14 protein-coding genes and 1 tRNA gene are annotated in these 13,144 nt (G+C 65.3%); 5 read left to right on the top strand and 10 right to left on the bottom strand.

Translation table 11 applies throughout. The annotated features are described in order from the left end of the window. Positions 1-76 precede the first annotated feature (76 nt). Together RYH80_RS01845 and RYH80_RS01840 are read left to right on the top strand one after the other, a co-directional pair. A complete protein-coding gene (locus RYH80_RS01845; protein WP_370902152.1) occupies positions 77-1,651 on the top strand; it encodes an APC family permease in 1,575 nt (524 codons plus the stop codon). Beyond that, complete coding sequence (locus tag RYH80_RS01840; RefSeq protein WP_370902151.1) at positions 1,651-2,304, top strand: potassium channel family protein; 654 nt, start codon at positions 1,651-1,653, stop codon at positions 2,302-2,304. Before RYH80_RS01845 ends, RYH80_RS01840 begins: the two co-directional genes overlap by 1 nt. A gap of 9 nt (positions 2,305-2,313) precedes the next feature. On the opposite strand, the gene RYH80_RS01835 is transcribed toward RYH80_RS01840, so the two are convergent. The 4 genes from RYH80_RS01835 to RYH80_RS01820 all read right to left on the bottom strand — a co-directional run bounded on the left by RYH80_RS01835 (position 2,314) and on the right by RYH80_RS01820 (position 4,950). Beyond that, on the bottom strand, positions 2,314-3,096 hold the full coding sequence (locus tag RYH80_RS01835; protein ID WP_370902150.1) for an enoyl-CoA hydratase/isomerase family protein: 783 nt from the start codon (positions 3,094-3,096) through the stop codon (positions 2,314-2,316). A gap of 40 nt (positions 3,097-3,136) precedes the next feature. Continuing rightward, positions 3,137-3,463: a hypothetical protein gene (locus RYH80_RS01830; RefSeq protein WP_370902149.1), complete on the bottom strand. Its 327-nt coding sequence runs from the start codon at positions 3,461-3,463 to the stop codon at positions 3,137-3,139. A gap of 250 nt (positions 3,464-3,713) precedes the next feature. Then, the gene (locus RYH80_RS01825) at positions 3,714-4,295 is read right to left on the bottom strand and encodes an AAA family ATPase (RefSeq protein WP_370902148.1); all 582 of its coding nucleotides are present in this window, start codon (positions 4,293-4,295) and stop codon (positions 3,714-3,716) included. A 46-nt stretch (positions 4,296-4,341) separates the two neighbouring features. Continuing rightward, the gene (locus tag RYH80_RS01820) at positions 4,342-4,950 is read right to left on the bottom strand and encodes an AAA family ATPase (protein ID WP_370902147.1); all 609 of its coding nucleotides are present in this window, start codon (positions 4,948-4,950) and stop codon (positions 4,342-4,344) included. 239 nt (positions 4,951-5,189) lie between these two features. Between RYH80_RS01820 and RYH80_RS01815 the strand changes: the two genes are divergently transcribed. After that, positions 5,190-5,699 carry a DUF5797 family protein gene (locus RYH80_RS01815; RefSeq protein ID WP_370902146.1) on the top strand — a complete coding sequence of 170 codons (510 nt, stop codon included), beginning with the start codon at positions 5,190-5,192 and terminating at the stop codon, positions 5,697-5,699. Positions 5,700-5,802: 103 nt separating this feature from the next. On the opposite strand, the gene RYH80_RS01810 is transcribed toward RYH80_RS01815, so the two are convergent. The 3 genes from RYH80_RS01810 to RYH80_RS01800 all read right to left on the bottom strand — a co-directional run bounded on the left by RYH80_RS01810 (position 5,803) and on the right by RYH80_RS01800 (position 9,363). After that, on the bottom strand, positions 5,803-6,855 hold the full coding sequence (locus tag RYH80_RS01810) for a DUF5787 family protein (protein WP_370902145.1): 1,053 nt from the start codon (positions 6,853-6,855) through the stop codon (positions 5,803-5,805). Positions 6,856-7,039: 184 nt separating this feature from the next. Beyond that, positions 7,040-8,701, bottom strand: a complete 1,662-nt coding sequence (locus RYH80_RS01805; RefSeq protein WP_370902144.1) for an erythromycin esterase family protein — start codon at positions 8,699-8,701, stop codon at positions 7,040-7,042. A 311-nt stretch (positions 8,702-9,012) separates the two neighbouring features. Beyond that, a complete protein-coding gene (locus tag RYH80_RS01800; protein WP_370902143.1) occupies positions 9,013-9,363 on the bottom strand; it encodes an MFS transporter in 351 nt (116 codons plus the stop codon). 624 nt (positions 9,364-9,987) lie between these two features. Here RYH80_RS01800 and RYH80_RS01795 point away from each other — a divergent pair. After that, positions 9,988-10,932: a hypothetical protein gene (locus RYH80_RS01795; protein ID WP_370902142.1), complete on the top strand. Its 945-nt coding sequence runs from the start codon at positions 9,988-9,990 to the stop codon at positions 10,930-10,932. Positions 10,933-11,194: 262 nt separating this feature from the next. Here the strand turns inward: RYH80_RS01795 and RYH80_RS01790 are convergent. Further along, positions 11,195-11,279 (bottom strand) — tRNA-Leu (locus RYH80_RS01790). Positions 11,280-11,394: 115 nt separating this feature from the next. Here RYH80_RS01790 and RYH80_RS01785 point away from each other — a divergent pair. After that, complete coding sequence (locus RYH80_RS01785) at positions 11,395-11,703, top strand: transcription initiation factor IIB family protein (protein WP_370902141.1); 309 nt, start codon at positions 11,395-11,397, stop codon at positions 11,701-11,703. 105 nt (positions 11,704-11,808) lie between these two features. Here the strand turns inward: RYH80_RS01785 and RYH80_RS01780 are convergent, their stop codons facing one another. Together RYH80_RS01780 and RYH80_RS01775 are read right to left on the bottom strand one after the other, a co-directional pair. After that, positions 11,809-12,303, bottom strand: a complete 495-nt coding sequence (locus RYH80_RS01780; protein ID WP_370902140.1) for a phosphopantetheine adenylyltransferase — start codon at positions 12,301-12,303, stop codon at positions 11,809-11,811. Between the two features lie 130 nt (positions 12,304-12,433). Next, positions 12,434-13,114, bottom strand: a complete 681-nt coding sequence (locus RYH80_RS01775; protein WP_370902139.1) for an ArsR family transcriptional regulator — start codon at positions 13,112-13,114, stop codon at positions 12,434-12,436. Between the last annotated feature and the right edge of the window lie 30 nt (positions 13,115-13,144).

Raw genomic sequence — 13,144 nt, 5'->3', positions numbered from 1 at the left:
CCGACGCGCGTCGGATCCGTCACACGAACTAAGTCCCCGGCGTCGCCAGTGTGCCACAGATCGTGGTGGACCGACGATGAGTTCGCACGGCGACAGATCGCCGGAGGCCGAGCTGGGGCTGTTGGACGCGACGATGATCGGGATGGGCGCCATGATCGGCGCCGGCATCTTCGTGTTGACCGGGCTCGCGGCGGAGACCGCCGGGCCGGCGGCGATCCTGGTGTTCGCGTTGAACGGGGTGGTGACTACCTTCACGGGGCTGTCGTACGCGGAACTCGCGAGTGCGATCCCGAAGAGCGGCGGGGGGTACGCCTTCGTCAACGAGGTGTTCGGCGACCTCGTCTCCTTCCTGATGGGGTGGATGCTCTGGTTCGCGTACATGATCGCCGGCGCGCTGTACGCACTGGGGTTCGCGCCCAACGCGGTGGAGTTGGCACACGTCTACCTCACGGGGACCGTGCCGCCGCCGGAGGCCGTCGCCCAGACGACGATCACCGGGCTCGCATTGGGTGCGGTGATCCTCCTGGTCCTGTTGAACACCGCCTCGACCGCCGCCGCCGGGTCGGCCGAGACCGTGTTCACGATCACGAAGGTGCTGATCCTCGTCGTCTTCGTCTTCTTCGGCGTCACCGCACCCGTCTTCTCGACGGCGGAGTTCCAGCCGCTGTTCCCGACGGGGAAGTCGCCGGTAGACATCCTCCCCGCGATGGGGTTGACGTTCATCGCCTTCGAGGGGTACGACCTCATCACGACCGTCACCGAGGAGGTCGAGAACCCCCGCGAGAACATCCCGCGGGCGATCTTCCTCTCGCTGGGCGCGACGGTGATCGTCTACCTCTCCGTCGTGGGGGTCGCTATCGGAACCCTGGGTGCCGAGCGTCTCGGCTCGGCCGGCGAGACGGGGATCGCGGCGGCGGCGGGTGGGTTCATGCCGGAGTTCCCGCTGATCGGCGGCGGCGAGGCGCTGATCGTCTTCGGCGCGGTGTTCTCGACGTTGACCGCGTTGAACGCCGTCGTGATCGCCTCCAGTCGGGTCGCGTTCTCGATGGGACGGGACGGGCGACTGCTCCCGAGGTTCGGCCAGATCCACCACCGCTTCGGGACGCCCGCGGCGGCGATCCTCGCCAGCGCAGTCGTGATGGTGTTGTCCGTCGCGTTCGTCCCGATCCGGCAGGTCGGGAACCTCTCGTCGCTGTTCTTCCTGTTGTCGTTCGTCGTGGTCAACGGGAGCGTGATCCGGCTCCGTCGCCAGCGGCCGAACCTCAACCGACCCTTCGAGATGCCGCTGTACCCCGCCGCGCCGGTGCTGGGGATCGTCCTCAACCTCGTGTTGGGTGTGTTCATCGACCCGTTCACGTGGGGGTTGGGTGCCGTCTGGCTCGGGCTCGGTGTCGTGACCTACTACGGACTGGAGTCGTTGCGCGACGACGAGTCCGGCGGCGAGGGTGTCCCCGGTGGTGGCGGTCCCGGTGGCGACCCCGACGCGGAGGTGGCGACGGACGGTGGTGTTCCGGAGCGAGAGACGGCGAGCACCCGGGACGTCGGCGCCGAGGCGTCAGTCGACGCGACGGGTGTCGACCACGGTGGCGACCGCCAGATCACGGGCACTGCCGAAACGGTGAACACGCGGGACGAGGAAGGTGGAGGGTGATGCCGGGGAAGCTGAACGTCGTCGTCGCGGGTGCGGGACGAGTCGGGTTCGAGACCGTCCAGCGGCTCCGTGGCTACGGCCACGACGTGACCGTCGTCGAGTCGGACGGGGACCGCTGTGACAGGGTCGCCGACGAGTACGTCGCCACCGTCGTCCGAGGCGACGCCAGCGACCCGGACGTACTCGAACAGGCGGGTGTCGACGACGCGGACGTGGTCGCCGCACTCACCGGTGACAGCGGCGTCAACCTCGCTGTCTGTGTGATCGCCCGCGAGTTCCAGCAGGGTGTTCGGACGGTGTGTCGCATCGACTCGCCGGGCCAGGAACGCTACGGCGAGTTCGTCGACGCCGTCGTGTTCCCGGAGCGTGCCGGCGGTCGCGCGGCGGCCAACCAGGTGCTCGCTGGTGGTGTCGAGACACTGGCCGACGTGACCGGCGAACTCGACATCATGGAGATCCGCGTCGCAGAGGGTGCCCCCGCAGCCAACAGGCAGTTGTCGGAAGTCCGGTTCCCAGCCGGGACGCTCGTGATCTCGGACCACGACGGGGAACGTATCGCTCGCCCGGACACGACGCTGACGCCCGGTCGACGCTACGTCGTCGCCGTCGAACCGGACGTGGCCGACGAGGTCGTCAACTTGTTGCGCGGGTGAGAGACCGAACTACTCGAACTCCGGTTCTCGATCTTCGAGGAACGCAGCCATCCCCTCGCGTTGGTCGTGCGTCCCGAACAGCCCGCTCCACAGGCGACGTTCCGTCGCCAACCCGGCGTGGAGTGGCTCCTCGTGGGCGAGGTTCAGCGCCTCTTTCGCCGCCCCCAGCGCGAACTGCGGCTGTGCGGCGAGTCGTGCCGCCAACTCGGCGACGTGCTCGTCGAACGCCTCGTCGGCGACGACCTCGCCGACGAGCCCGACCGACTCGGCCTCCTCTGCCGGGAGGCGTTCGCCGAGGAACACCATCCGCCGCGCGACCTCGTCGGAGACGAGTCGCGGGAGTCGCTGGGTGCCGCCCCAGCCGGGGACGATGCCGAGGTCGATCTCCGTCTGGCCGATCACCGCGGACTCGCTCGCCACCCGGAGGTCACAGGCGAGCGCGAGTTCGCTGCCGCCGCCGAAGGCGTAGCCGTCGACGGCGGCGACGACGGGCGCGGGGAACGTCTCCAGGTCGCGGGCCACGTCGTGGCCGAGTTCCGCGTACGCCTGCGCCTCCGGCGTCGAGAGGTCCTTCATGTACGAGATGTCCGCCCCGGCGACGAAGGCGTCGTCGCCCGCTCCGGCGAGTACGAGCGTGCGGGCGTCGGCCGCCTCCGCCTCGGCGACCCCCTCGCGGAGGCCCTCGAGCACGTCGACGTTCAGCGCGTTGAGTCTGTCCGGTCGGTCCACGGTGAGCGTCGCGACACCCGTGTCGTCGGCTACATCGAGTGTGACGAGATCTGTCTCTGGCACGTGCCGACGTTCTGCCGGCGGGTGTATATAGCTGTACGAATCAGAGTAGTACGTCGCACACGTCCGCACAGACGCTCTCGTGCTCGTCGACGTACTCCGAGAAGTCCTCGCGGTACGACGGCCGCTCGTCGCCACGCTCTACACCGGTCACCGACTCCAGATCGTCGTGGAACGCGAGCAGGTCGAACCGGTACGACTCCTCGTCGCCGACGACCACCGCGCAGTCGTGGTGTTGCAGGTGTCGGTTCGACTCGTCGTCTCGACTCTCGACGCGGAGTTGTCCGTCGTAGTGTGCGTGGAGTGTCTCGTTGAACGTCTCCTGGAACGACGCGTAGCTCTCGCCGTCCAGGTCGACGAGGAGGATCAACTCGACGGCTGCCAGTCTGAGCGCGTTCGAGCGGAACTTCTTCAGTACCTTCGACCGGCCACCTTCGGCCTTGTACAGCCACCGAAGCTCGTCGTCGACGCGGTGTTGGCGAATCCGTTTCTCCTGGGTGTCGTCCGTCTCCTCCGCGAGGAACGTGTCGTAGTCGCGGCGCTCTGTCGCCTAGCGGTGGAGCACTTTCAGGAACTCTACGTCGTGGCGGCCCTCCGTCATCACGACCGTCGACGCCATCTCAGATTCCCCGGAGGTCCGTGTTCAGCTCGTCCAGTTCCGTCTCGGCCTGTTCGTAGTCCAACTGTTTCGTCAGGAGGTCCGTCATCTGGATCACCTGGAACTCCTCGCGGAGGTACTCGCCGTGACTGCGCTGTGTCGGCGGCGCGAAGAACGACTCGATCAGGTCCTCGCGGTGGGTGGTGACGAACAGTTGCACCTCCTCTTCGCGGGCGACTCTGAGGAGTTGCTGTGTGAACTCGTTCACGTAGCCGGGATGCATGTGGACCGCCGGCTCCTCGATCAGCAGGATCTCGTTGTCCGCCTCCGGGTCGTACAACTCCCAGAGGATGCCGACGAGCGTCTTGAACCCCGAGCCCATGAAGTCGTACGGCACCTCTTCGCGCTCGTCCCCGTCCTCGAACACCAGTCTGTCGAACGAGAAGTCGACCAACCCGTCGACGATCTCCTCCTCTGTGAGGAAGTCCTCGATCCGACTCCGACGGATCGCGGTGCCGTCTGCGTTGGGGTCCGGCGTGTCGTCCGTGATCGCCGGGTCCGTGACGAAGCGGACGGGGTAGTCGCGGTCGGTCTCGTCTTGCACGAGTTTGTAACCCATTTCTATACCAGAAAATATTTCACTTTTAGAATTAAAAGATCTCCCGTAGCTTTTTATTTGCTATTTTATCAAGTGTTAGAACAGACTCAGATAATCGTTGCTCGACGAAATCCCACAAGGACAAGTGGTTTCGGGGTACTCGAAGATACTCGTAACGATTCTTCTCAACTTCCAGTATTGCAGAGTGTCTAACCAGAAGTCGAGAGAGGGTCTCACTATCAATTCCGGATAGAGAATCGGTCACTTCATCTCTAATCTCACGAATCTCTTCAATTTCTTCCTCAGTGTGGTCCTGCAACTCAATGATGGAATCGAGCGCTCTGGAGATGGCCTGTTCGAACTGACGCGAAACCTCCTCCTCGGACGGCCGTTCGACGTTCACGTGCAAATCCTCGGTCGCTCCGTCGCCCGAGACAGTACCCACCAGTTCCGCAACTTCGGCTCTCTCCCGCACCACCTTATCCAGATTCCCATCGAACCGTGAGATCGAACTCGGGTCCAGCGCGAGGTGCAGCGCCTCCAGTAACGATGTCTTCCCCACGTTGTTGCGGCCGACGAGGAGATTCACCCCGCCCGGTTCTACCGAGGCCTCCTCGACGGGCTTGAAGTCACGCACGGAGAGATCGGTGACGCGGGTCATTCGGTCGTCGGAAGGTGGACGGGACAGCGATTTCACTCCTTCGGTGCCTTCCGCGCTAGTGTTCAGATAAGGGTGATTCTCTGGACGAGACTACCACTCAGGAAGCCCCGAGACGCTCGCGGTCGCTCGCTCCTCCCTCGCGCGTTTCTCGCGCGCCACCTGCACCCGTCAACGTGTCTGGACCTACCCTTCCGCCGGACCGGGACGCACAAGTAGGGGGCCGCGGAAGCCCAGAGCGAATGAGCCTCACCGACGAGGAGCGGGAGCGACTCGCCGACGTCGTGCGACTCCAGCCCACCAAGAACGGGGAACTCCAAGAGCGGTGGGGACTCGACTCCGGCAGCGAGGTCCACCACTACCTCGAGGACCACCTGGGCGACTACTACTACCGCGACGACAACAGTCTGATCCGCGCGACGGACGAGGCCGCCGAAGTCACGGGCGCGGAGCCGGCCGTCGAGGGTGACGGCGACGGCGACGGTGACGGAGTACCGGACCGCATCCGGGTCCCGGAGCTGCAGGCGCAGATCTTCGCCGTGCTCGCGGGGCCAGACGAGCGGTCACAGTCCGTCGTCTCGACGCTGCAGTCCGTCCGCGACGCCTACGACGTAGATCCGTCCGCGGAGGACGTGCGCTCGGCACTGCAGGCACTCCGCCGGAAGAACGTCGTCGAGGTGATCTACCGGACGGTGCCGACGTTCCGGCTCGCCGTCGACCGCGACGCCGTCGACGTGGTGGCGACGGACTGACGCCGTCGACGTGGTGGCGACGGACTGACGCCGTCGACGTGGTGGCGACGGACTGACGCCGCCGCCGTTCTCTGCCCACGGTCGCCCCACTGCGACCATCTCCTCAGTCCCCGCCGTCCGCGGGGGACTCGTCGACCGTCTCTCCTGCGGCCAACCCACTCCGGTGTCGCTCGCGCCGCCGGTCGAGGAGCCGCCGGACCCCCTTTCCGGGGCCGCCGTCGACGGGCCACCCGTTCGTCCGCCACTGCGGTGGCTCCGGACCGAAGTCGGGACACGATCCGGCACACTCGCTCGCCGTCTGGTGACACCCCTTCGCGGTGCAGTACGGTACCAGCGCGCGGCCGCTCCGCCGGAGTTCGAACCCGCGGCAGTCCGGGCGCATCGTCTCGTGGTACGACCGCCACCCGGCGTCGTAGGCCCGTTCGGCCAACTCCAGCCGGTAGCTCGGGTGTGCCGCTGGGTCCTCGTCGCGGTCCGCCGACGTGCGCTGGTCGTCGACGGACAGCCGCGACGGGTGCCAGCGAACGTCGGCGGCGCCGGGTGCCACGCCGTCGCCGAAGTCACAGGCGATCACGCCCGCCTCGACCGGGAACGACTCCAACAGCGCGTGTGTCGACTCGTCGGCGTCCGTCGCGACCCACACCTCGTCGAGCAGTCCGGAGTCGACGTCGTGTTCGATCTGTTCCGCGAGTGTGTCCGCCGCGGCGGCGTCCAGGTCGGGTTTGTTCTCGATCGCGATCAGTCGCTCCACCCAGTCGGGGTACGGCCGGACGCGCCGGAACTCGACACGGCCGTTCGCGCCCTCGCGCGTCTCGACGAGGTCACGCCCGGCGGCGCGGTGGACGGCAGCGCGGACGTACCGCCACGAGAACCCCGGATCGGGGAGTGCGTCGCGGTACCACTCGAACGTCGCAGGCGCACGTTCGACGACACGCAACAGGTCGCGGTCTAGCCCACGGTCGCCGAGGGCGCGGCGCGCCGCGAACGCCTCCGGATCGACCTCCACGACGACGGTGTCCCAGCGGCGGCTCCCCGTGCCGAGTTGCCGAGCGACGAGTGCGGGGCGGTCCCCGGCAGTCGGGTGCCAGGCGAGTTCGGCCCAGCGGCTCACCAACAGCTCGAAGCCGAACTCCGCGTCGCCGGGGCCGGCGTACACGTCACACCACCTCGCGAAGTGGTGAAACGAGCACGGCCGTCCGCACGGGAGGTCTTGGGGGCGGTCCCTCGTGGGTCTCGATCACGGCCGCGAGCTACCCCGACGACGGGCTTGAGCGTTCGGGTGTGGGTACGAGATCGGTCGAACGGCTCCGCTCCGAGACTCGGAATCGGTCGCCGTCGCCTCAGTCCCGACCGTCCAGCGGTCGCGCGGCGGTCGTCTCGTCGACGAACACCACGGCGTCGAAGGCGTCCGGGTACGGATACGTGACGACGTACGTCTCCGGCTCGCGTGGGTCGTACGTCGCCCCGACGGATCGGTGTCTCTGGGGCGTGTCCAGCCAGTCACGAACCCGCTCGTCTCCCGCCGCTCCACGTACGTCGAGGACGGACACGTCGTGGCCCGCCGCGGCGAGTGCGGCGTCCAGTGAGTTCGCCGGTGGCCCGTCCGTCTCCCAGACGGCGAGGTCGTGGTCGAGCGACGGCCCGTCTTCGGACTCCCCAGCACCGTCGTCTGACCCGTCGTCCTGTGAGCCAGAGACCGTGGTTCCAGACTCGCTGCCGTCTGGTGCGAGCGCGCTCGGTCCGATCGCCTGGAACGCGCCGTGACCCCAGGCGAACCCGACGGCGCGGTAGTCCTGGCCGTAACGGTCCGCGAGTTCCGACCCGAGGGAGGTGCCCGACAGGTCGCGGTCGCGGAGGCCGCTCCGGTCGCGGTTCACGTGCGCGTCGTGACCCCAGATCACCGCCCGCTCCGCGCCGGTGCGGTCCAACATGGTGTCGACGAGGTCCGCCATCACCTCGTCGCGGGTCCCGAGCAGCGCCGCCATCGCAGCCGCCTCTGCCGACTCGTGGTTCGACTCTGCTGCCCGGTCGTCGTCCGACTCGTCGGCTCGTCCGTCGTCCGCGTCGTCTGTCGAGTCCACACTCTCCCGTGCCGCACGCCAGTCGGCGACGCGACGCTTGTACTCCACCGCCCCGCCGAGCGTCTCGAGACAGAGATGGAGATCGGTCGCGGCCATCGCGTCGGGGTCCGACGTGGCGGCGGCCCAGTCGCCGTCTGGGTCGGAGAGGCACGAATCCGTGTCGGCGGCGCCACCGAGACGGTCCCGGACACGCGCCAGTGCGGCCTCGCGAGCATCGGAGTGGTCTGCCTCGTCGACCCGCTCGCCGTCGTCGTGGAGCGTCGCCAAATCGTCGGCGAGTTCCTCGCACGTCTCGGGAGCGACGGTCTCCAACAGTCGCTCCAGTCTGTCGACCGCGCCGGCGGTGTACTGCACGTCGAGTCCGTGGAACCGCACGCGGTCCGCCACCGGCCGTCCCTCGTTGAACGAGCGGAGCCACTCCAGCAGATCCCGCACCGCCTCGACCTGCCACGTCCAGAAGTAGACGCCCGCGAGTCCGGCGGCTGGGTCACCCTCGCCGTGGACGACGTAGCGGTTCAACGCCAGTGTCTCGGGAGCGTTCGCCTCCAGACAGACGAGGCGCACGCCGCGGTCGGCGACGAGGTGGCGGATCAGTCGGTCTTTGAACTGGAAGAACTCCCGCGTGCCGTGGGTCGCCTCGCCGAGTCCGACGATCTGGGCGTCCAGCACCGACTCCGGGAACGCGTCGAGGTCGTCGCGCGGCGCGGTCGGGTCGGTCGTCTCCAGTGGTGTGACGTGGTCGGCGAGCCCGCGCAGGACCCGTTCACCGATCTCGGTGTCCGGATCGACATCCTCCGTCGTGTCCGGTTCGACGTCGTTCGATCGGGTCGTCTCGGTGGTCGTCGCGTCTGTTTCGTCGTCCGTCGCGTCTCTTCTGTCGTCGGTCGCGTCTGTTCCGTCGTCAGTCGTGTGGTCTGTCATGGTGTCGTGACTGTGTGATCGGTCGGCTGGCGAGACGAACTGCGTCGTCACGAGACAGAAGGGGTGGCCGAGCTCGCCGGCAGTCGTCGTGGGTCGAACGACTCACAGACGACTGTCGGGTACCGACGGGCCGGTCGTGTGTGGTGGTCTCGGACGACTCACCACGAACGACGGACGACTAACACGAGAGGGACGTTCGACGGGTCGTAGTAATCTCTTTCGGCGTGTCGGATCGCGTCGGCTGGGGGATCGGTGGAGGGGGCGCCGGATTTTGACCGCCTCGGCAGTCGACGACACCCGTCGCTCGTGGATCACCGACGCACCAGCAACGCGACCGGGATCGACGGGAGCGCGCCGGCGACGAACGGCGACCAGTAGACGGTGACGTAGGCGGCCGCGAGCGGCGGACCGACGGTCCGCCCGAGACTCCCGGTTCCCTGTGTGACACCGAAGGTCGCTCCCTGTGTGTCGCCGGTTGCGCCCTCCGAGACCAGCGCCGCCAGTCCGACCGTTACGGCTCCGTTCCCGAACGAGGCGCAGGCGCCGAAGGCGAGCAACACGACGAGACCGCCGCTCAGCCGCGTCGGCCCACTCGACAGCAGCGCACTCGTTCCAGCCAGTTGCGAGGTCGTCAACACGAAGAGTGCGACGAACAGCGACACGGCAGGAACGGGAGAAGAGATCACTCCGTCGAGGGTGAGGCGCCGACTACGCGGGACCGGATTCGAACCGGAGCAGATCGGTCCGGGTTGCGACTCACTCCGTTCGTCGTTCCGGGCTTCGTTCTGCAGGGCTCGAATCCGGCCGCTGCTCGTTCGTCGCTTCGCTCCGCACTGCGCGGGACCGGATTCGAACCACGGTCGGACGTGCTCGCTCCGCTGCGCGCGTCCTCTCTGCTTCGCTTGTGCGGGTCCGAGGGACGGTGGGCGGCGATAGAAACCGCCTCAGTGCGCTAGAAGTTCATTTAGTTCTCCCTCATTGCTCCCTTCTGATGAGCCGCGGTTGCTGATATTTTATAAGACTTTTGTTATTAGTGGCGTATCTCTACGATAGCAAAAAAGTGGCTGTGGACATCTCCATCTCCACTGAGAGGGATTGAGTCGCTGAAACACTAATGAAGACAATTCACCTACCTATTTCACTTTCACTCCGGTCCCAACGCCTATTTAAACACACACTTCGTCTTGTCGATTGGGAGTCAACAAATGAGTGGGAGCGAGTCACAGACCTCGAGTGAATCATCGACTCAACTTTCAGTTTACTCACCGATACTGAGAGATGGCCAAGTGGAGAGGAACGTGGTAGATGAGTTTAGTGGTCTTCGTCGGTTTCAGCAGGATGAAACGCTGGACATCGTTCCAATTATTGAAATTATTGAAGAGTCAGATTTAGATAATTTAGAAGTCTATGCTCAAGCTGGAACCCCTGTCTTGGTGGATGTCCCGGAGTATCTAACAGAAACTGAGGAACCAAACGGCTTCACCGCCGAGGTTGAGGAACTCCTCAGTGATTTTGATACTCCAGTCAAATTTTTCAATAAAAAATCTGATTATATCGGCGTTCCTGTCGTTTCGGGACACTTAAATGACCAATTTAATTATTCGGTTCTATTTAACAGATATCGAAATCTATCCGACGATTTCAACCGTGTGGCTATTCGAGTCTTCATCGGGTCTTCGGAGCTGACCACAAAACAAAACAAGGATCTCCGGGAGCTTCGAGATACGATCTCGAATGAGGATATTCTATTACTCGACTCAATCGAGCCGGCTGAACTAGGTCCTGAGTCTACCGCTCGAAAGAACCTAACAGAAGTAGCAGAAATGTTTGATAGTAATGAACGGATCATCCTTGATGCTTTCAGTGTATTTAGAGGGGTGAACTACAACTTCGGACCCGCAATTGCTCGGGAGGCTGGGGTTTCTGGATTTGGTGACTTTGCTCACGATAGGCGGCTCCCACCTGCCGAAGACATCCCGATGGGGATGCATAACACTCGGAACATCTACCACTACGACTACGAAGACCGACAACAACGAAAGTTCCAAGGCAACGACGGATACAGCGGTCAGGACAGTGCTTTTGAGGCTCTGAGTGACTGGGATAAGTGGAGTCCAGACCACTGCGAGTTCTGTGAAGAGGCGGAAGCGAGGGACAGTGAGGGTCCGACATTCTGGAAGAGGGTTAGAATGGGGCACTACGTGGAGTCTGTCGTCGAGACTGAGTCGTAGTGGGGTTTAAACCATCTCACATTAAATTTATTAATAGTAAAAGTTTGTTCAGACCTCAGAAAAGTCAGGGGCTTGGACAGGTGTCAACCATCGCTTCTAAATCGAGACCCTGTCGTGCGTTTTCGGTATCACCACTATACCACGGTTGAGATCATTTTCCAACGCTTCGGTACAGCGGGAGAGTGTCAGCGGTGGCATATTATCCATATAGGATATTTAGAATTATTATTTGTCGGGGGGAGTCTGAAGGGCGCGGTTTGACTGCGCGGGACCGGATTCGAACCGGCGGACCCCTACAGGACAGCGTCCTAAGCGCTGCGCCGTTGGCCTAGCTTGGCTACCCGCGCGCGTCTCCGAGTATCCGCAGACTCGCTCAAGAACCTGACGGACGCACGACACACCCTCCCACCGCCGACCACGCCCGGGACAGCACTTACCACCGACCGACTCGAACGGACTCGTGTGTACAGAGCCAGTGACGAAGTGGACAACGAGACCCACCTCGCCGACATGCGCCGGGCGGCCGAGTCGCTGGATCTCCCGGCCGAGGCGCGGACGAACGCCACCGAACTGTTCTTGACGAACGTCCCCGAGGAAGAGCGCTCGAAACCGGCCGTCGCGGCCGCGGCCGTCTACGCCGGCTCGCTCGTCGCCGGCGCCGAACGCTCACAGACTGCCGTCGCCGAGGCGATGGATGTCACGCGGCTCTCCGTCCAGAACCACTGGAAGCGACTCCTCGAAGACGCCGGGTTCCAACCGCCCGACTGGTGAGGGCCGCGGGTGAGGAGACGCACCTGCCACTCCGCGTTCACTCCAGCCGCCTCGACTCGCGCCACTCTGGTCGGGGCGACTCGTGTCACTCCACCCGCGTCGACTTCACTCCGGTCGCGTCGACTCGCGACCGTCTCGCTCCGGCGTGAGGTTCCCGTGTTCGTCGATCTCGCCGCGAACGATCCGCGTCGAGGAGATCCGCTCGCCGTCCGCGGCCGCGACGTGGTCGACCACCTCGATCTCCAGCGGGTCGTGCCCGCGTTCGCGGCGCCGCTCGTTGATCCGCTCGCCACCCGACTCCGTCTCCGGCGAGACGATCAACACGTCGAACTGCGGTTCGACGGCGATCCCGGTCGGCTCCGTCAACTCGCGGATCGTGTACGTGGAGTCGTACTCGCCCGCGAGGCGGTCGAGTTCCGCCGCCAGGTCCGCACGTCTGTCCTCGAACGACCGCACGTACCGGTCGACGTGTCGCGTCCGCGGAGCGAGTTCGTCGGAGGTGAGTCCGACCGTCACGTCCCCCAACTCGAAGGCGCGCTCGAACAACGCGCGGTGACCGTCGTGGATCGGGTCGAACGTCCCACCCAGCGCCACGTCCATACTCCCGCGTCGTGACCCCGACTGATAAAACGGGCGTTCCGTCCGACTGTCCGATCGGAGGCCGTCGTCACTCACCCGTCGCCTCGTCGTCACCGCTACGCCGCCACGCGGGCCTCGTCCCGCGGCGTGGTCACTCCTCGCTCGGATCGTCGGTGCCGACGCGGTCCGTCTCCCCGGCGTCCCCCTCGCGTTCGACGGTGATCCGGACCGGTTCCGAGTGGTCGCTCTCGTCGCGACCGAGCCGCTCGTCGATGTTGAACACCGCGTTCAGGCCGGACTGCACGTCGTCGACGACCGCGTCGACGAGTTCCGCCGGCGGGATCGCCTCGTACTCGTAGGGGTTGTTCCCCGCGCCGGTCGCGACCCGCTTACACCTGGTGACGAACCCGTCGTCGTGGAGTCCCGCCAGCGCCTCGCGGACCGTGCTGGGGTACAGGTCCGTCCCGTCGGCGATCTCCGCACTCGTCGACCCCGGTACGCGACGCAGGTACGTGTAGATCCGGGCCCGCGTCTCCGTGTCGAGCACCCACGAGAGGAGGTCGACCAGTCGCTCGTCGAACCCGTCGGCGGCGCTCGTCGCCGTCTCCCCGACACGCTGGGCCGCGTCTCTGAGCTCTTCGCGGGCACCCTCGCCGGCGCCGTCGAGCCGGCTCCCCGTCTCCGCGGACTCGCCGGCCTCGTCGTCGGCAGACTCCACCCCTGCCGGCTCGTCCGACTCGTCACCGGTCGACTCGACGCTCCCGGCCTCGTCGGTGGCGTGGTCGGCGCTCGAACTCCCCCGATCCGTGGTCCCCCGTCCTGGATCACTCATGTGTCCTCTTGCGTGGGTCACGACTCGGGA

Source organism: Halobaculum sp. MBLA0147, from assembly GCF_041361345.1.
Classification (GTDB): Archaea; Halobacteriota; Halobacteria; order Halobacteriales; family Haloferacaceae; genus JAHENP01.
The sequence above is the reverse complement of the archived record's forward strand: the minus strand, read 5'-3'. Positions and strand labels throughout refer to the sequence as shown.